The sequence below is a fragment of the Ruegeria sp. BE9 genome (assembly GCF_056538765.1).
In genome coordinates, this window is sequence record NZ_JBQFTS010000007.1 from 145,503 (window position 1) to 162,817 (window position 17,315).

General features: G+C 56.6%; 17 protein-coding genes. 3 read left to right on the forward strand and 14 right to left on the reverse strand.

Annotated features, from left to right (window positions below; translation table 11 throughout):
• Positions 1 to 152: 152 nt before the first annotated feature.
• The 11 genes from ACR0EO_RS17710 to trpS form a co-directional block, all read right to left on the reverse strand.
• Positions 153 to 1,121, reverse strand: coding sequence for an ABC transporter permease (locus tag ACR0EO_RS17710; RefSeq protein ID WP_480692019.1), 969 nt, complete (start codon positions 1,119 to 1,121; stop codon positions 153 to 155).
• Positions 1,121 to 2,215: an ABC transporter permease gene (locus ACR0EO_RS17715; protein WP_480692021.1), complete on the reverse strand. Its 1,095-nt coding sequence runs from the start codon at positions 2,213 to 2,215 to the stop codon at positions 1,121 to 1,123. Before ACR0EO_RS17715 ends, ACR0EO_RS17710 begins: the two co-directional genes overlap by 1 nt.
• Position 2,216: 1 nt before the next feature.
• Positions 2,217 to 3,746: an ABC transporter ATP-binding protein gene (locus ACR0EO_RS17720; protein ID WP_480692023.1), complete on the reverse strand. Its 1,530-nt coding sequence runs from the start codon at positions 3,744 to 3,746 to the stop codon at positions 2,217 to 2,219.
• A gap of 85 nt (positions 3,747 to 3,831) precedes the next feature.
• A complete protein-coding gene (locus ACR0EO_RS17725; RefSeq protein ID WP_480692025.1) occupies positions 3,832 to 4,830 on the reverse strand; it encodes a BMP family lipoprotein in 999 nt (332 codons plus the stop codon).
• A gap of 158 nt (positions 4,831 to 4,988) precedes the next feature.
• Positions 4,989 to 5,402, reverse strand: coding sequence for a GNAT family N-acetyltransferase (locus ACR0EO_RS17730; RefSeq protein WP_480692027.1), 414 nt, complete (start codon positions 5,400 to 5,402; stop codon positions 4,989 to 4,991).
• The gene (gene tsaB, locus ACR0EO_RS17735) at positions 5,399 to 5,983 is read right to left on the reverse strand and encodes a tRNA (adenosine(37)-N6)-threonylcarbamoyltransferase complex dimerization subunit type 1 TsaB (protein ID WP_480692029.1); all 585 of its coding nucleotides are present in this window, start codon (positions 5,981 to 5,983) and stop codon (positions 5,399 to 5,401) included. Before tsaB ends, ACR0EO_RS17730 begins: the two co-directional genes overlap by 4 nt.
• Positions 5,973 to 6,536 carry a NifU family protein gene (locus tag ACR0EO_RS17740; protein WP_480692031.1) on the reverse strand — a complete coding sequence of 188 codons (564 nt, stop codon included), beginning with the start codon at positions 6,534 to 6,536 and terminating at the stop codon, positions 5,973 to 5,975. Before ACR0EO_RS17740 ends, tsaB begins: the two co-directional genes overlap by 11 nt.
• Positions 6,537 to 6,605: 69 nt before the next feature.
• Positions 6,606 to 7,199, reverse strand: coding sequence for a DsbA family protein (locus ACR0EO_RS17745; RefSeq protein WP_480692032.1), 594 nt, complete (start codon positions 7,197 to 7,199; stop codon positions 6,606 to 6,608).
• Between the two features lie 8 nt (positions 7,200 to 7,207).
• Positions 7,208 to 7,663 (reverse strand): universal stress protein, encoded by a 456-nt coding sequence (locus tag ACR0EO_RS17750; protein ID WP_170387562.1) that lies wholly within the window; start codon positions 7,661 to 7,663, stop codon positions 7,208 to 7,210.
• A 65-nt stretch (positions 7,664 to 7,728) separates the two neighbouring features.
• A complete protein-coding gene (locus ACR0EO_RS17755) occupies positions 7,729 to 8,592 on the reverse strand; it encodes a branched-chain amino acid aminotransferase (RefSeq protein ID WP_480692034.1) in 864 nt (287 codons plus the stop codon).
• Between the two features lie 59 nt (positions 8,593 to 8,651).
• Complete coding sequence (gene trpS, locus ACR0EO_RS17760; protein ID WP_480692036.1) at positions 8,652 to 9,680, reverse strand: tryptophan--tRNA ligase; 1,029 nt, start codon at positions 9,678 to 9,680, stop codon at positions 8,652 to 8,654.
• A gap of 86 nt (positions 9,681 to 9,766) precedes the next feature.
• On the opposite strand from trpS, the gene ACR0EO_RS17765 reads away from it, so the two are divergent.
• Positions 9,767 to 10,453: a rhomboid family intramembrane serine protease gene (locus ACR0EO_RS17765; RefSeq protein ID WP_480692038.1), complete on the forward strand. Its 687-nt coding sequence runs from the start codon at positions 9,767 to 9,769 to the stop codon at positions 10,451 to 10,453.
• On the opposite strand, the gene murJ is transcribed toward ACR0EO_RS17765, so the two are convergent.
• The 3 genes from murJ to ACR0EO_RS17780 are packed head-to-tail and all read right to left on the reverse strand — an operon-like array spanning position 10,454 to position 15,943.
• A complete protein-coding gene (gene murJ / locus ACR0EO_RS17770; RefSeq protein ID WP_480692039.1) occupies positions 10,454 to 11,995 on the reverse strand; it encodes a murein biosynthesis integral membrane protein MurJ in 1,542 nt (513 codons plus the stop codon). It lies immediately after the preceding gene.
• Positions 11,992 to 14,811 carry a [protein-PII] uridylyltransferase gene (locus ACR0EO_RS17775; protein ID WP_480692042.1) on the reverse strand — a complete coding sequence of 940 codons (2,820 nt, stop codon included), beginning with the start codon at positions 14,809 to 14,811 and terminating at the stop codon, positions 11,992 to 11,994. The genes murJ and ACR0EO_RS17775 overlap by 4 nt, the downstream gene beginning before the upstream one ends.
• Complete coding sequence (locus ACR0EO_RS17780; protein WP_480692044.1) at positions 14,771 to 15,943, reverse strand: penicillin-binding protein activator; 1,173 nt, start codon at positions 15,941 to 15,943, stop codon at positions 14,771 to 14,773. The genes ACR0EO_RS17775 and ACR0EO_RS17780 overlap by 41 nt, the downstream gene beginning before the upstream one ends.
• 88 nt (positions 15,944 to 16,031) lie before the next feature.
• Between ACR0EO_RS17780 and rsmI the strand changes: the two genes are divergently transcribed.
• Both rsmI and ACR0EO_RS17790 read left to right on the forward strand, forming a co-directional pair.
• Positions 16,032 to 16,889, forward strand: coding sequence for a 16S rRNA (cytidine(1402)-2'-O)-methyltransferase (gene rsmI, locus ACR0EO_RS17785; protein ID WP_480692046.1), 858 nt, complete (start codon positions 16,032 to 16,034; stop codon positions 16,887 to 16,889).
• A gap of 1 nt (position 16,890) precedes the next feature.
• On the forward strand, positions 16,891 to 17,262 hold the full coding sequence (locus tag ACR0EO_RS17790; protein WP_480692048.1) for a YraN family protein: 372 nt from the start codon (positions 16,891 to 16,893) through the stop codon (positions 17,260 to 17,262).
• Positions 17,263 to 17,315: the final 53 nt, after the last annotated feature.

Consider the following 17,315-nt stretch of genomic DNA (forward strand, 5'->3'; position numbering starts at 1 on the left):
CAGCCGCCTCGGTGCCCTGAAAGGCTTTGGTCCGATCTCAGCTATGACAGGAAACACGCACATACCCCTTTAGAGCGGTTGCCGCATGCAAAATCAACTCTGCATGCGGCGCTGCAGCGAACAGGACCGACAGGAGTTCGAAACTGGACTTATCAACGTTCCTTCACATAGGGTTCGCCGCCAGCACGTGGTGGGATAGCTTTACCGACAAATCCGGCCAGAATAACCACGGTCAGAATATAGGGCAGAGCGTCCATAACCTGCACTGGGATGATCACGCCGCCCAAATCGATATTCTGGAACCGCAGCGCGATTGCCTGAAGCAGACCGAACAGCAAACAAGCCCACATCGCATGCCAGGGTCGCCACTTGGCAAAGATCAAAGCTGCAAGTGCGATGAACCCGCGCCCGGCTGTCATCTCTTTGACAAAACCAGCCTGAAGAGCCGTTGCTAGATACGCGCCTGCAATCCCGCATAGCACGCCACAGATGGCCACCGCGGCAAAGCGCAATCCGACGACGGAAACACCGGCGGTGTCCACAGCGGCTGGGTTTTCACCCACAGCGCGCAAACGCAAGCCGAACCGGGTGCGGTACAGAATCCACCACGTCAACGGAACCATCAAGAATGCCACATAGACCAAGATCGAATGGCCTGAGAGCAGTTCCGAGTAGATTGGCCCGATAATTGGAACTTCGCTTAGTGCGTCCGCGAACGGGAAATTGATTGGTTCAAAGCGCCCTCCTCCAAAAAGGGACGGGGTACGCCCGCCCTGCTGGAACCAGCTTTGAGCGATCAGAACAGTCAGACCCGACGCCAGAAAGTTAATCGCGACCCCGGAAATAAGCTGATTTCCCCGGAACGTGATAGAGGCCACCCCGTGAAGCGCGGACAGAACTAACGAAGCGCCGATCCCTGCAAGCAGGCCCAGCCAGACGGAACCCGTCACGGCTGCAACCGCCGCCGAGAAAAAGGCCGCCATCAGCATCTTGCCTTCCAGCCCGATGTCGAAAATGCCCGCTCGTTCCGAATAGAGCCCGGCCAGACAAGCCAACAAAAGCGGTGTGGCCAAACGGATCGTCGAATCGAGAACCTGGATGAGTGTTACGAAAAACTCCATCACTCGGCTCCTTTCCGCAGACCCATGAACAGCTTTTCAAGCGGCATCCTGACCATATTGTCCAGCGCTCCGGTAAACAGGATCACCAAAGCTTGGATGACGACGATCAGCTCACGTGGGATAGAGGTCCACAGCGCCAGTTCGGCACCACCCTGATAGAGGAACCCAAAAAGAAGAGCTGCAAGAAAAACGCCAAAGGGATGTGAACGCCCCATAAGCGCCACGGCAATGCCGATAAAGCCTGCGCCTTCGGTCGAGTTCAAGACGAGCCTTTCGGCCTCTCCCATGACGTTGTTGATGGCCATCAGACCGGCCAACGCGCCTGAAATCAACATGGCAATAATAGTGATGCGAACGGGCGAAATCCCCGCATATACGGCACCGGTTTCTGAATGACCGTAAGCGCGAATTTCATAGCCCAGTCTTGTGCGCCAGATGAGAGCCCACACCACAATGCAGGCCAGGATCGCCACAAAGAAAGAGATATTGGCAGGTGCGCCTCTGAACACGATATTTTCCGCGGTCGAGAACATTGACTGGAACGTCGGCAAATGCACCGCCTCAGGAAAGCGCGCTGTAGCTGGGTCTTGCGAGCCCTGTGGGCGCATCACGTTTACCAGCATATAGTTCAGGAAAGCCGCAGCGATGAAGTTGAACATAATCGTTGTAATAACGATATGGCTGCCGCGCTTGGCCTGTAGATAGGCAGGAATAGCGGCCCAAGCGGCCCCAAACAGCATTGAGCCTGCACAGGCGGCCAGCAGTGCAATGCTCCAATGCGGCCAATCAATGTAAAGGCACACCATCGCAACACCAAGCCCGCCCAGCATAGCTTGACCTTCACCACCGATGTTAAACAGCCGGGCATGGAACGCAACGGCCACCGCCAGCCCGGTGAACATGAAGTTGGTCGCGTAATATAGGGTATAGCCCCAGCCATAGGTGGAACCCAGCGCGCCGGTGACCATAAGGTTCACCGCCTCAATCGGGTTTTCCCCAATGGCGAGGATCACCAGCGCGGAAAGGATCGTGGCCAACAACAGGCTGATGATGGGGATCAGCACCACGTCGGCCCATTTGGGCATTTTTTCCATCTTACGCGGCCTCTCCCGCAACACCGGCCATCAGCAGGCCCAGCTCTTTTTCATCAGTTTCATGAGGCAGACGTTCGCCCATGATATGTCCGTCAAACATCACCGCGATCCGATCAGAGAGCGAGAAGATCTCCTCCAACTCAACTGAAACCAGCAGGATTGCTTTCCCCTGATCGCGCAGTGCGACGATTTGTTTGTGGATGAATTCGATCGCACCGATGTCCACACCGCGGGTCGGCTGTCCGACCAGCAGAAGGTCCGGGTTCCGCTCAATCTCGCGCGCTACGACGATTTTCTGTTGGTTGCCGCCAGAAAAGCTCTTTGCAGTCAGCCACCCATTGGGTGGGCGCACATCAAATTTCTCAATTTTACGTTCGGTATCGGCACGCAGGGCGGCATTGTCCATGAAGATGCCGCGCTTGTAAGCCGGGTCCCGGTGATAGCCAAAGGCTACGTTTTCCCACGCATGGAAGTCCATGATCAGGCCTTCTCGCTGACGGTCCTCGGGCACGTGGGCGATATGCTGTGCACGACGGGCCTGACCGTCAGACCCATGTCCGCTGAGCGCCAAAGGTTCACCATTCAGCTTGATTGAGCCCTGTCCGGGGCGCATGCCACCCAGAACTTCCAGCAATTCCGATTGACCATTGCCAGCAACGCCAGCGATGCCGACGATTTCACCCGCGCGCACGGTCAGATCGATGCCTTTGACACGCTCAACACCAGCAGAATCGAATACGCGCAGGTTTTCGACCTCAAGAATGGGTTTGCCCGGTTGTGCTGGGACTTTATCGACCTGCAACAGAACTTTCCGACCCACCATCAGCTCGGCCAGTTCTTCGGGGCTGGTCTCTGCCGTTTTGACTGTGGCTGTCATTTGTCCGCGCCGCATGACCGAAACGGTGTCTGTGTTTTCCATGATCTCACGCAGTTTGTGCGTAATCACGATTATCGTTTTCCCCTCGGCCCGCAGACGGTCAAGGATGCGGAATAGCTGATCTGCCTCAGCAGGGGTCAGCACGCCTGTAGGTTCGTCGAGGATCAGGATCTCGGCCTTGCGGTACAGAGCCTTAAGGATCTCGACACGCTGCTGCATGCCTACGCCGATCTCGTCGATACGCTTGTCGGGATCGACGAACAGCTCGTATTCTTCTTCCAGTTCTTTTAGCTCTTTTCGAGCTTTGGAAAGGGACGGGGCCAGTAGCCCGCCATCCTCGGCGCCCAGAACGATGTTTTCCAGAACGGTGAAATTCTCGACCAGTTTGAAGTGCTGAAACACCATCCCGATGCCAGCAGCAATTGCCGCCTGACTGTCAGGGATGTCGGTCTTGGATCCGTTGATCCAGATCTCACCTTTATCGGCCTTGTAGAAGCCGTAGAGAATGCTCATCAGCGTGGATTTGCCCGCACCGTTTTCACCGATGATCCCGTGGATCGTGCCGGGGGCGACGCTGATGGAAATGTCTTTGTTGGCCTGAACCGGCCCAAAGGCTTTGGAAATCCCTTTGAGCTCAATGGCGGGGACGGTCATGTCTTGTCCTCAATTGCCGAAGGGCCGCGTTACTATGCGCGGCAAAGTGGAGGCGAGGCGGAGGTTTCCCCCGCCCCGCACGATATCAGAACTGCAGTGCCGGGCAGCTGTCGTTCTCGTAATAGCTAACGACGCTCACGTTACCGTCGATGATGTCCTGACGGGCTTTGTCGATAGCAGCTTTCATGTCATCCGAGACCAGAGAAGCGTTGTTCTCGTCCATTGCGACGCCAACACCTTCTTCGGCAAGACCCATGGCAAACACGCCGGTTTCCAGGTTTTCGCCAGCGCTCATTGCGTCGTACACGGCGACGTCAACACGCTTGAGCATCGAGGTCAGAACTTTGCCCGGGTGCAGGTGGTTCTGGTTGCTGTCCACGCCGATCGACAGGATACCTTCGTCAGCCGCGGTTTGCAGAACACCAACGCCGGTGCCGCCAGCAGCAGCATAAACAACGTCAGCACCTTGGCTGATTTGCGCTTTGGTCAGCTCAGAGCCTTTTACCGGGTCGTTCCAAGCAGCCGGTGTTGTACCGGTCATGTTGGCAACCACAGTGATGTCAGGGTTAACGGCCTTGGCGCCTTGGGCATAGCCACAACCAAAGTGACGGATCAGCGGAATGTCCATGCCGCCGATGAAGCCAACGGTGCCCGACTCGGACGCCATAGCTGCCATCATGCCAACCAAGTAAGAGCCTTCGTGCTCAGCAAAACCAATCTGACGAACGTTCGGTGCTTCCAGCCAGTTTACATCGACCGCAACGAATTTGGTGTCAGGATAATCACCGGCCACGGCGGCCAGCGGGTCAGCCATTGCGAAACCCATTGTGATGATCGGGTTCAAGCCGGCTTCGGCAAAGCGGCGGAGAGCTTGCTCGCGCTGCGCTTCGGACTGAAGTTCGATCTCACGATAGGTGCCACCGGTTTCTTCGGCCCAACGTGTCGCACCAGAGTGCGCGGCTTCGTTGAACGACTTATCGAACTTGCCGCCAAGGTCAAAGATCAGGGCCGGCTCGGCCAGAGCTGCACCTGCAGTCAGTGCGACGGCGGCGGCAGCGCCCATCAAGGATTTCATCAGGGTCATTTCATACTCCCGTTTGTTATTGTCGTCGCAGCCAAGATAGCCGCGATTACCCACTGTGAGCGAGCATAACTGTTGTGATGGCGGGAATTAAGGGCGTTTGCAACAGGCGCGGTCAACAGATTTTTTACCAACTGGTCGAAAAAATGTAAGGTTATTTCTCAGACCAGACTGCATTCCATGACGATCGCGTCTGTTTTCTCCGCGTTTTTACGTGAATAATAGCCCTTTCGCAGCCCACACTGAGTGTAGCCGCACCGTTCATACAGAGCGATCGCAGGATAGTTGTCCGCTGCAACGTCCAGAAAAGCGCGGGTGGCGCCTAAATCTTGGGCTTTTGCATGCCATTCCAACATGCATTGCAGCGCCAAACCTTGCCGTTGAAGGCTTGGGTGGGTGGCGATTGTCAGCAGCTCAGCTTCATCTGCAATAACTTGGAACAGCGAAAAAGATTTTGCATTTCCAATAATATAAGTAAATCTATTTTTCAGAAGTTGAGCGAACTCCTGCTCGGACCACGGGCGTGATTGTGTGAAAGCCGCAGCGTGGGTTTGGGCAAGTTTTTGTGGGTTCATCCGTCCAGCAACACAGGTGGTGTGTCTTTCGAAGGGGCGGCATCAGCTGGCCGCACATATAGCGGTGCCGGAGGTGTAGTCACGCTGTGCCAGCGTTGCGCGGCCAGGTGGGCAATAGCGCGGACTTGGTCGTTTGGGTCGTCGTTTAGGATCAACCGCCCGAGTGATTCTGCATGTTCCTGGGCCATCAGCGCAGGATCTTGCCCGGGCAACGCAACGTAAACCTGTTCGCGCGGGGCGCGGATCGCGGGAATACCATCTCCTGTGTGGGCCAAAGCATCGAAACCTGAGACACCCACGGCAGGGATTCCAAGCCCCAGGGCCAACCCACGCGCGGCAGACACCGAAATACGGATGCCGGTGAAGTTTCCAGGCCCAACTCCGACCCCGATAGCTGACAAATCATGCCAGGTGCAGTTTGCTTCGGCCAGCACCTCTTCCAGCAGGGGCATCAGGCGTTCGGCTTGGCCACGTGACATGGGTTCCACACGAGACGTTAAGATAGTGTCTCCACGTAACAAAGCGGCCGCGCAATGCGCGGCCGATGTGTCAAACGCCAAGATGAGCGTGTCAGACGGCAACGGGTCGGACCTCGGTCACTTCTGGAATGTAGTGACGTAGCAAGTTCTCAATCCCCATTTTCAGTGTCAGGGTCGAAGACGGGCAGCCTGCGCAGGCCCCTTGCATGTGCAGGTAAACGATACCCCGATCAAACCCGTGGAAGGTGATGTCACCACCATCTTGAGCCACCGCCGGACGCACGCGGCTGTCCAGCAGATCCTTGATCTGGTTCACGATTTCAGCATCTTCGCCCGTATGCTCGGCGTGACCGGACGCACCGGTTGCATCAGCACCGATCACCGGTTGACCAGACTGATAGTGTTCCATCACAGCACCCAGGATGGCGGGCTTAATGTGGTCCCACTGAACGTCGTCCGATTTGGTGACGGTTACGAAATCATTGCCAAAGAAAACGCCGGTTACACCGTTTACCGCAAAGATACGCTTGGCCAGAGGCGATTTCTCTCCGGCTTCAGGTGTTGGAAAATCGGCGGTGCCCGCTTCCAGAACGGTTTGGCCGGGCAGAAATTTCAGCGTCGCCGGGTTCGGCGTGGATTCGGTCTGGATAAACATGGCGCAGCTCCATTTCAGTTGCATCTGATATGCGGGTCCGGGCCGGGGAAGTCAAGATTTGGAACGGTTCTAAATTTCAGTTGCCAGTTTCATTGCGTCATCCAATCGGTCGTCACCCCAAAACAGCTCATCGGCAACTAAGAAACTTGGGGCGCCAAACAGCCCTTTGGCTTGCGCGGTCTTTGTCTGTTCGATTAGCGCAGCCTTAATTTGAGGATCCTGTGTGGCGTTCAGTGCCTCAGCTGGCAGGCTCGCTTGGGCCAGGCAATCGATCAACACTTCGTCGTCCGATATGTTCAAGCCGTCCGCGAATTGGGCAGAATATACAGCGCGGACGAAAGCGGCCCTTTGAGGATGAGATTCAATCGACAGTGTCAGCCGCGATGCTTTCAGACCATTCTGGGGGAAGGGATCTGGTCGTGCGAAAGACAAATCCCGCTGCCCGGCCAAACGCTCCATATCGCGCCACATGTAACGCCCTTTGGCCGGATAGATGTTGAAAGGCGAGTTATCCCAGCCTTGTGCTGCAAATATCGGGCCCAGCAGAAAGGGTTGCCATTCAACGAGGATACCATTCTGAGCGGCCAGCTCTTCTATGCGCATCGCGCTGAGGTAAGAATAGGTCGATGCGAATTCGAACCAGAACTGGATGCTGCGGGACATGATCGGCCTCAGGTAATCTCTTCCAGTTTTTCCTTGCTCAGATCGCCGGGGACAATAGTGATCGGAATCGGAAGGCTGCCTGAATTTTTGGTCAACTGTGTCACCAATGGTCCAGGACCTTTCTTTTCAACACCCGCACCCAGCACTAGCACGCCAATTTCAGGGTCGGACTGAACATGCTCAATGATTTGGGCCACAGGTTCCCCTTCACGGATTGCAAGTTCAGGGTCGACACCTTGTTTGTCCCGCATCCACTTGGCAAAAACTTCATAATGGGCGTGGATACGCTCGCGCGCTTCTTCACGCATGACTTCAGCAACGCCGATCCAATGGTTGAACTCGTCCGGCGGGATGACCGATAGGATCGTGACGCCGCCGCCGGTATGGGCTGCACGCATGGCAGCAAAACGCATGGCGTTCAGGCATTCGCGGCTGTCATCCAGAACGACCAGGAATTTGCGCATAGGGTTTCCTCATTCATTTCAGGCGATCATGCCCGACCAAATGCACGCTGGCAACACGGTGATGACTACCGGATGCTTGCGGCCCAGTCCCAATAAAGCTCGCGGGCTCGACGCGCCACCGGGCCAACCTGATACTGTGTGTCTTCGAGGGCGGTGACCGGGGTGATCTTGCTCATATTGCCGGTCATGAAGACCTCGTCAGCGGAGTGGAAGTCGTCAAAGCTCAGGACGGTTTCGTGCACGGTCATCCCGTCAGCCCGCAGATTTTTGATATGGCGCGCACGCGTGATGCCGGCCAGAAAAGTACCGTTTGGAGTTGGTGTGAACACTTCGCCGTCGCGGACCATAAAGATATTGGCGGTGGCTGTTTCGGCCACGTGACCCAGGGCGTCGGCGACCAGCGCATTTGAAAAGCCCTTTGAACGTGCTTCACGTAGCATCCGCGCGTTGTTGGGATAGAGGCATCCGGCCTTGGCGTTCACGACCGAAGATTCCAGAACCGGACGGCGAAAACGCGTGTACCCAAGCGTGACCGAGGCGGTCTCCGAGGCCATTGGGATTTGCTCGAGGCAGATAGCAAAACCAGTGCTGTTTTCCTGCGGGATGATGGCGGTCGCGTCGCCATCGATTCCCCAATACATCGGGCGGATATAGACAGCGGCGTCGGGAGAGTAAGCTTCCAGCCCTTCGCGGACGATCTCGACCATTTGTTCGGTAGTCACGCTAGGGGTCAGCATCAGAGCTTCGGCGGATCGGTTCACACGGGCGCAATGCGCCTCGAGATCGGGTGCCATACCATCGAAGTACCGTGCGCCATCAAAAACCGAAGAGCCCAGCCATGCGCCGTGATCAGCCGCTCGCATAATCGGGGCGTCCCCGTCATGCCATTGACCTTCGAAATAGGTACGGATGTTCTTACCGACTGCCATAACGCCCTCCCAAGCTTTGCGGCAAACCTAGGAAGGCGTTCGGGGAAGGTCCAGAGCAATCAGGCCTGTTTTGCACCAACCATGCCCACGATTTCGTAGGTTTGCTGCAGGATCGGGGCCGCGATCGCCCGCGCTTTGTCAGCACCCTTAGCCAAAATCCGGTCAATCTCTGCCTCTTCGCCCATGAGACGGGCCATTTCAGTCGAAATCGGCGACAACTTCGAAACAGCCAGTTCAGCAAGCATCGGCTTGAACTCACCAAACTGTTTCCCACCCATTTCGGCCAGAACTTGGTCAACACTCTGGTCGTTTAACGCGGCAAAGATGTTCACCAGATTGCGCGCTTCGGGCCGGTCTTCGAGTCCTTCTGCCTCTGAGGGCAGGGCGTCCGGATCAGTTTTGGCCTTTCGGATCTTTTTGGCGATCGTGTCCGCATCGTCAGTCATGTTTATACGGCTCATGTCCGAGGGGTCGGACTTGGACATTTTCTTTGAACCATCACGCAGACTCATGACACGCGTCGCCGCCCCTTCGATCACAGGTTCTGTGATCGGAAAGAAATCGACACCGTAGTCGTGGTTGAACTTGATCGCGATGTCGCGGGTCAGTTCCAAGTGCTGTTTCTGGTCGTCTCCTACCGGAACATGCGTTGCGTGGTAGGTCAGAATGTCGGCGGCCATCAAAGACGGATAGGCGAACAGTCCAAGTGAGGCGTTCTGTTGGTTCTTGCCAGCCTTGTCCTTCCACTGGGTCATGCGCTGCATCCAACCCATGCGGGCGACGCAGTTAAAGATCCATGCCAGCTGCGCATGCTCGGGCACCTGACTTTGGTTGAACAGGATCGACTTTTCGGGGTCGAGACCTGCCGCAATAAAGCCCGCACACAACTCACGCGTCGAATGCGCCAGTTCTTTGGGGTCTTGCCAGACGGTGATCGCGTGTAGATCGACCATGCAATAGATGGTCTCCATATCCGGTTGCTGCATATCCACAAAACGCTTCAGTGCACCCAGGTAGTTGCCAAGATGCAGGTTTCCCGACGGCTGGATGCCGGAAAACACGCGCGGTGTGAACTTGGTCTCGGTCATCGAAGGGAACTCCCGTCTGGAAAAATCAGCCCCCGTCGCTTACCCATGAGGCCAAGGGACGTCAACAGCCGCGAAAGGCCAACCCAATGAGCAGTGAGCATTATACACCCGCCGTGAACCCTTTGCCGCCGGTTGTGGTGGCGCTGTCTTTGTTCATTATGGGAATCGAGCTGGCGTTCACACTTGGTACACGCGGTCTGATCGGCGGGCCGTCAGCAGTGGGTTGGCGGTTGGATGCGTTGCAGAGCTATTCGTTCTCTCCGGACATCTTCGACTGGATGGTCGAGAATGGGCGCTGGCCGCCTGAACATGTCATCAGGTTTGTCACCTACCCGTTTGTCTCGGGTTCATTCACACAGGCGATCTTTGTCTGTGTCTTCCTGCTAGCTATGGGCAAGATGGTGGCCGAGGTTTTTGGTGGGTTCCAAATGCTGGTGATCTTTGTGCTGTCCGGCGTCGGTGGAGCGCTGGCCTATGCTCTGCTGCTGGACCCTCGCTACCCTCTGGTCGGTGGATTTCCCCCGGTATATGGGCTGATCGGCGCGTTCACATGGCTGTTGTGGCGCAAACTGTCACTGGTCGGCGAAAATCAATCACGCGCGTTTGGTTTGATAGCGGCACTTATGGGTATACAGCTGGTTTTCGGCCTGTTGTTTGGCGGCACATCGGATTGGGTGGCCGATCTGGGTGGGTTTGCCACCGGTTTCGGCCTGTCATTCTTTCTCGCTCCGGGCGGATGGGCACGGATTGTCAGCCGAATTCGCCGAGATTGATCAAGATCGTCGCAGGGCCTTCTTGAATTCGGACACTTCGAACGCGCCAAACAGGTGGCCGAGGAAGAAGTATGAGGCCGCTGCAACCTTAATCAAAATGATCAGCGCCAGATAGCGCCAGCCGGGCAAGTCGAAGGTCCAGCCGAACAGGTGGATGGCTGCATACAAAACCGCACCCATCCCCAGCGAAGCCGCGACGATACGCCATGCCCTCCGTTTAAAGCGGGCGTCAAACCGGGCCTCTTCGCCCATGCGCCGTGCACCGATAATCAAAAGGCCAACCATGGCCCACCCTGCGGCCGAGGCCGCAATGGCGGGAGCAATCCAACCAACTAGTGGGTAAAGCCCAAAGGCAAGCCCCGCATTCACAACCATGGCTACGATCGCATAGTGGAATGGGGATCGCGTATCCTCGCGGGCAAAATACAAAGGTTGCAGCAGCTTTTGCAGCATGAAAGCAGGCAAACCGATGCCATAGATCGCCACTGCCAGCGCTGTGGCTGTTGTATCCTGAGCGCTGAACTGCCCCCTTTCGAACAACACTGAAACCATCGGAGTCGGCAGGATCACAAATGCCACAGTTGATGGGATCGTCAGTAACAGCGTAAATTCCCCTGCGCGGGAAAAAGCGTTCCGGGCTCCATCCTTGTCCCCCGCTCGTAGACGGCGTGAAAGGTCAGGCAGCAACACGATCCCAACGGCGATACCCACCACGCCCAAAGGCAGTTGATACAAACGATCTGCCGCAAACAACCAACTGACGGCCTTTTCTGTTTTCGATGCCACCAGTTGCCCGACCACCAGATTGACCTGGGTCACGCCCATAGCCAATGCAGCCGGTACAGCAATGCGAACCATGTGGCGCATTTCGGGGCTGAGTTTAGGAATGCCGGGGCGTATCCGAATCCCCGCGCGTTCGGTCGCGACCCAGACCAGCGCCAGTTGCGCGATGCCAGCCAATGGGATTACAGCTATCAGCCAGCGGATCACGTCACCGCCCATGGCTGCAGCAGTTATGAGGGCTGTGCAGGCAAAAATGTTCAATAAAACAGGCGCAGCAGCGGCAGCGGCAAAGCGGCCCGTGGCGTTTAGAACTCCGGAAAACAGCGCCGCCAGTGACATGAACAGGATGTAGGGGAACACCACGTAACCGTAGTCCACCGCCAGATCGAACCGTTCGTCGCCGTAGAAACCCTCAGCCGTTAACCAGACCAGCCCGGGCATGAAGACCATGGCCAGACCGACAAGGGCCAGTACAGCCACCGCCAGTAAATTGAATGCATCCTGGGCAAAACCTTCCGCGTTTTCTTCGCCTTCCAACCGTTTTGAGAACATTGGAACAAAGGCAGCGTTGAACGCGCCCTCGGCAAAGAAACGGCGAAACATGTTGGGCAGGCGAAAGGCCGCAACGAACGCATCCATAACTGGCCCCGGCCCGATATAGGCGGTCAACAGAATTTCTCGCAAAAAGCCTAGAATCCGGCTGGCCAGAGTCCAGAAGCCGACCGTGAACAGGCCTGAAAACAGCCGAATCTGCTTCATGAGGCCGCGCGCTCAGCGCCTTCGGTTATGGCTTTGCGCAGCTTCCCTTCCAGCGTGCGCTGTTTGCTTTCCGAATGGTATTTCAGTCCGAACATGTCCTTGACGTAAAAGGTATCCACGACTTGTTCGCCGTAGGTCGCGATCACTGCGTTTGCGATATAAACGTTGGCCGCTGCCAGGGTCCGGGTCAGGTCATACAAAAGGCCCGGCCTGTCGCGGGTATCGACCTCGATGATCGTGTAAATCTCAGACCCATCGTTGTCGAAGGTGATATGGGTCGGCACGTTGAAGGCGCGTTCGCGTTTCTTGATCTTGTCCCGCGATTTCAGTGCATCGCGGGCCACAACCTCACCTTTTAGTGTTTTGTGAATCATTTGGGTCAAACGCGGGAGACGGCTAGCCTCGAACGGGTGGCCTTCAGCGTCCTGAATCCAGAACGCATCGGTGACATAGCCGTCTTTGGTGGTGTAGCTGCGTGCGTCCACCACATTGGCCCCAACCAGTGCCAGAGCACCTGCGATCCGCGCAAAAATCCCCGGATGATCACCCATCGCGAAACAGGCCCGTGTGGCATCGCGGTCTTCATCGGGATGCAGTCGGATTTCCATTTCACCCGGGTCGCCGCTGTGTTCCAGCGTTCGCAGCATTTCGGCAAATTCTATGTGGGTCGAAATGTTCAGGCCCTGCCAATAAGGAGGATAGTGCCGTCCGGTTTCGACCTTGAGGTCAGATTTGGACCAGTCCGAAAGCTCAGCCCGTAGCGCCTTTTTCGCCTCGGTGCCCCGATTGGCGCGGTTCAGGTCTTCCATTCCGGTTTCCAGCGCGCGTTTGGTTTCGGCGTGTAGGGCGCGCAACAGGGTGGCTTTCCAGTTGTTCCACGTATGTGGTCCGACGCCGCGAATGTCACAAACTGTCAGCACCGTCAGCAGATCCAGTCGCTTGACCGTCTTTACGGCCTTGGCAAAGTCACGAACGGTGCGTGGGTCCGAGATGTCTCGTTTCTGCGCCATGTCCGACATTAGCAGGTGGTACCGTACAAGCCATTCCACGGTTTCCGAGTCCGCCTTGTTCAGGCCCAATCGCGGGGCAACTTTGCGTGCGATCTGAGCGCCAAGGATCGAGTGATCTTCGGGACGGCCCTTGGCGATGTCATGCAGAAGCAAGGCCACATAAAGAACCTTGCGATTAACTCCGCCCTTCAGAATGGACGAGGCCAGCGGCAGCGATTCCACCAGCTCTCCGCGTTCGATTTGGGCGAGGTTGACGATGCACTGAATGGTGTGCTCATCGACGGTATAGCTGTGATACATGTTGAACTGCATCATTGCCACGATGTGCTCGAACTCCGGTAGGAAGGCCGACAACACACCCAATTCGTTCATCCGCCGCAGAGCGCGTTCCGGGTTGCCGTGTTTCAGCATCAGATCAAGGAAGATGCGCTGCGCCTCTTTGTCTTCGCGCATCTCTTCATCGATCAGATGGAGGTTGGCGCTGACCAATCGCATCGCATCCGGATGGATCAACATGCCTGTGCGCAACCCTTCTTCGAACAGGCGCAACATGTTCAACTTGTCGGCCAGAAACGTGTCAGAATCAGCAACGTCCAAACGGCCATGTACGACCGCATAACCGGGTTTCAGTCGCGGACGGCGGCGAAAGATGCGCTCGAGCAAGGGCGCGCCCTTCATATGAGTGGCTTCCAACTTGGTCAGGAAAATGCGTGTCAGCTCGCCCACCCGCGTTGCCTCGCGGAAGTAGCGTTGCATGAAGACCTCGACGGCGCGGCGGCCCGCTCTGTCTTCGTATCCCATCCGATCGGCGACCTCGACCTGCATGTCAAACGTCAGCTGCTCGGTTGCGCGGCCAGTGACCAGATGCAAGTGAGAGCGCACGGCCCACAGGAAATCCTCGGCCTGTACAAAGGTGCTGAACTCGTCCGGCGTGAATAGACCAAGCGGCACCAGTTCGGCCACGTCCTGCACGCCGTATGTATATTTTGCGATCCAATAAAGTGATTGCAGGTCGCGTAGTCCGCCTTTGCCCTCTTTTACGTTGGGCTCGACCATATAGCGCTGGCCCTGCTTCTTGTGGCGTTCATCACGCTCCTGAAGCTTGGCTTCGATAAATTGACGCTCGCTGCCTTTGAACAGATCGGATCGCAGGCGAGTGTCCAACTCTGCTCCAAGGTCTTTATCGCCAGCCAGATAACGCTGCTCCAGCATGGCGGTGCGGATGGTAAAATCCTCGGTCCCAAGTCGAAGGCAATCTTTGATAGTACGCGAGGAATGACCGACCTTCAGGCGCAAGTCCCAAAGGATGTAGAGCATGGATTCGATCACACTCTCGGCCCAAGCGGTGATCTTGTATGGGGTCAGGAAAAGAAGATCGACATCGGACGACGGAGCCATTTCTCCGCGGCCGTAACCACCGACTGCCATTACCGCGATCTTTTCCCCCTGGGTCGGCGTCGCTAGCGGGTGCAGCGTTTCGCTTGAGACCTTCATGGCGGTACAGACCAGCCCGTCGGTCAGATAGGTGTAGGAATGCGTTAGCGGTCTAGCGTCAAAGGGGCGTTTAGCAAAAGCATCGGCTATGGCTTGACGTCCCGCTTTTTGGGCAGCACGCAGAACCCGCACGGTTTCATTCCGGCGGGCCGCGTTGTCGGAGGTGTTGTCGAAGGCTTCCGACAGCTGCGCCATAACGGCAGCGCTGTCGAAAATTTCATCGGCCGGGCAAATCAGCTCACCCTTGGGGGTCAGCGTCAGCACCGGTTGATCAGAAACCGGCGCCAGAGAAGCTTTGTGGGGCAGGGTCAATCACTACTACCTGTTTATTCTGGATCGTGGCCACAGCCAGACCGCGTTCATTCGTACCGTTCGAGCGCAGGCGGAAGATGCCACCAACGCCCTGGAAACCAGCGTTCTGCGTCAGCGCCGAAGCGGTCAGCGCGTCGGATTTGCCTTGGCTGACCAACGCAGCAATTGCTGCGATACCGTCATATGCCAAGCCACTGATCGGATGCGGTGCCTCGCCGTAAGTGTTGTTATAGCGTTGACGATAGGCCTGAGCCTTGGACGGATCCGGAAGAGCGAACCAGCCCCCCTGTACACCCGGCAACTCAAGTGTCTGTTGTGGGATGTCCCAGCGCGTCAAACCAATGAACTGAGTGGTCGACGGTGAAATGCCGGCTTCGGGAAGCAACTGGCTGTAAAGCGGCAATGCACCCGCCGTCGTCGCTGTCAAAAAGATCGAATCCGCCCCAGATGCATCTACGCTGGCTTTGATCGTCGGAACCGAATTGATGACGCCTTGTTGCGAACGGTCGTATCCAACAGTGCCAGCATTGTTGACCCGGCTGTTGCTAAGCGCGGTTGCAATGGCCGATTGCCCTAACTGACCTGCGGCGTCGTTGCTGTGAACAATAACCATTCCGTTTTTGCCCTGAGAGCCGGCAAAGCTGACAAGACGATTAGCTGTGTTTCCAAAGGTCGGGCCCAGTACGAAAACATTCCCGCCAGCAATGCTGGTGTTGTTCGAGAAAGAAAGAACGTTGACCTTGTTTTCCAGCACAGCCAGACCGGCGGAATTCGCAGCTTGCGCATAAACCGGACCCAAAATGACTTTTGCGCCGTCAGAAACGGCGCGTCGTGCGACCTCGGCGGCGGTATTGGAACTGCCACGTGTGTCGTAGATTCGTAGGTCGATCTTCACGTTTTGCAGATCGGCCATTGCCAGACGAGCCGCGTTTTCTAGGCTGCGGGCCAGTTCTGCGTCGCCGGGGCGGCCAGATCCAGCTGGGACCAACAAGGCCACCGGAACTGGCTTGGATGTGTTGATCGACGGCCCTCCGCCAATGGTACCGACATCACAAGCGGCCAAAAATGCGGCGGTTGCCAATACAGCGGCGGTGCGCGCCAGCTTGCGAACGGGCTTGCAAACGGTAAACATCTGAATGAAAACTCCCTGTCCCAGCGACTTGGTGTGCCGCCAATCTATTGGGTCGCGATAATAGACGTCACGCTGTGAGGGTCCAGCTTTGAATTTCCAAAAAGTCAGATTGGGCGCCGGCCTGTATTTTGTTGCCACTCCGATCGGAACGGCACGCGATATCACGCTCAGGGCGCTGGATGTGTTGGCATCGGCTGATGTAATTGCTGCCGAAGACACGCGTAGCTTGCGCCGATTGATGGAAATACACGGCGTCCCGCTAGAGGGACGGCGTATTTTGGCATATCATGACCACTCCGGCGCCGGAGCGCGCGGTAAAATTCTTGAGGCTCTGAACGAAGGTAAGTCGGTTGCCTACGCGTCCGAAGCTGGAATGCCGTTGATCGCAGACCCGGGGTATGACCTGGGGCGACAGGCCGCTGAGGCCGGTCACATCGTGACGTGTGCGCCCGGCCCTTCCGCGGCTTTGATGGCGCTGACGTTGGCGGGTTTGCCAACGGATGCGTTCTTTTTCGCCGGGTTTTTGCCCAACGCGTCCGGAGCCCGCCGCTCTCGGATTGAGGCACTGCGGGACATACCCGGGACACTGGTGTTCTACGAATCGCCGAAACGCGTGGCCGCCTGCCTATCGGATCTGGCTGAGGTTCTGGGAGAAAACCGCCCAGCCGCGATGTGCCGTGAGTTGACCAAAAAGTTTGAAGAAGTTCGGCGTGGGTCTTTGGGTGAACTTGCGGCGGATCTGCAAGGACAAACGGTCAAAGGTGAGATCGTCTTGCTTGTCGATCGCGGGCATTCGGAAACTGTTAACGAATCCGACGTAGAAGAAGCTTTGAAACGGGCTTTGGAAACTCATTCGGTAAGGGATGCGGCGGATCTGGTGTCGGAAATGTACAAACTTCCGCGCCGACCAATTTATCAAAAGGCTCTGAAACTGGGTAAGGGATGATATGACCACGCGATCCGTCCGAAGTTCGGTTTCCTATCACGCCGGACAGGCGGCGGAGCAGCAGGTTGCATCCGATTATGAGCGGCGCGGCTTTTCAATCGCGCATCGTCGTTGGCGCGGGGCCGGAGGAGAGATCGACCTGATTGCCCGAAACGCGGATGGTGTTGTTTTCATCGAGGTCAAGAAGAGTACGAGTTTTGAGATGGCCGCAGCGCGTATTAGCCTACGTCAGATGGATCGGATTTTCGCTTCGGCAGCTCAATTTCTAGAAGATGAACCCAACGGGCAACTGACAAATGCGCGGTTTGATGCGGCATTGGTGGATGCCTCAGGCGCTGTTCAAATCATCGAAAACGCCTTTGGACAGGCCTGACACCCATTGAACCCATGGCCGCACTGCGCCATGTATCTGGCGTGAAACTGAGG

Coding starts and splice junctions, on each gene's coding strand:
- ACR0EO_RS17780 (WP_480692044.1), bottom strand. CDS start 15,943: ATGTTTACCGTTTGCAAGCCCGTTCGCAAGCTGGCGCGCACCGCCGCT.
- trpS (WP_480692036.1), bottom strand. CDS start 9,680: ATGACCGAGACCAAGTTCACACCGCGCGTGTTTTCCGGCATCCAGCCG.
- ACR0EO_RS17745 (WP_480692032.1), bottom strand. CDS start 7,199: ATGTCCCGCAGCATCCAGTTCTGGTTCGAATTCGCATCGACCTATTCT.
- ACR0EO_RS17740 (WP_480692031.1), bottom strand. CDS start 6,536: ATGTTTATCCAGACCGAATCCACGCCGAACCCGGCGACGCTGAAATTT.
- ACR0EO_RS17725 (WP_480692025.1), bottom strand. CDS start 4,830: ATGACCCTGATGAAATCCTTGATGGGCGCTGCCGCCGCCGTCGCACTG.
- ACR0EO_RS17710 (WP_480692019.1), bottom strand. CDS start 1,121: ATGGAGTTTTTCGTAACACTCATCCAGGTTCTCGATTCGACGATCCGT.
- ACR0EO_RS17730 (WP_480692027.1), bottom strand. CDS start 5,402: ATGAACCCACAAAAACTTGCCCAAACCCACGCTGCGGCTTTCACACAA.
- ACR0EO_RS17755 (WP_480692034.1), bottom strand. CDS start 8,592: ATGGCAGTCGGTAAGAACATCCGTACCTATTTCGAAGGTCAATGGCAT.
- ACR0EO_RS17790 (WP_480692048.1), top strand. CDS start 16,891: ATGACCACGCGATCCGTCCGAAGTTCGGTTTCCTATCACGCCGGACAG.
- ACR0EO_RS17715 (WP_480692021.1), bottom strand. CDS start 2,215: ATGGAAAAAATGCCCAAATGGGCCGACGTGGTGCTGATCCCCATCATC.
- ACR0EO_RS17720 (WP_480692023.1), bottom strand. CDS start 3,746: ATGACCGTCCCCGCCATTGAGCTCAAAGGGATTTCCAAAGCCTTTGGG.
- murJ (WP_480692039.1), bottom strand. CDS start 11,995: ATGAAGCAGATTCGGCTGTTTTCAGGCCTGTTCACGGTCGGCTTCTGG.
- ACR0EO_RS17750 (WP_170387562.1), bottom strand. CDS start 7,663: ATGCGCAAATTCCTGGTCGTTCTGGATGACAGCCGCGAATGCCTGAAC.
- ACR0EO_RS17765 (WP_480692038.1), top strand. CDS start 9,767: ATGAGCAGTGAGCATTATACACCCGCCGTGAACCCTTTGCCGCCGGTT.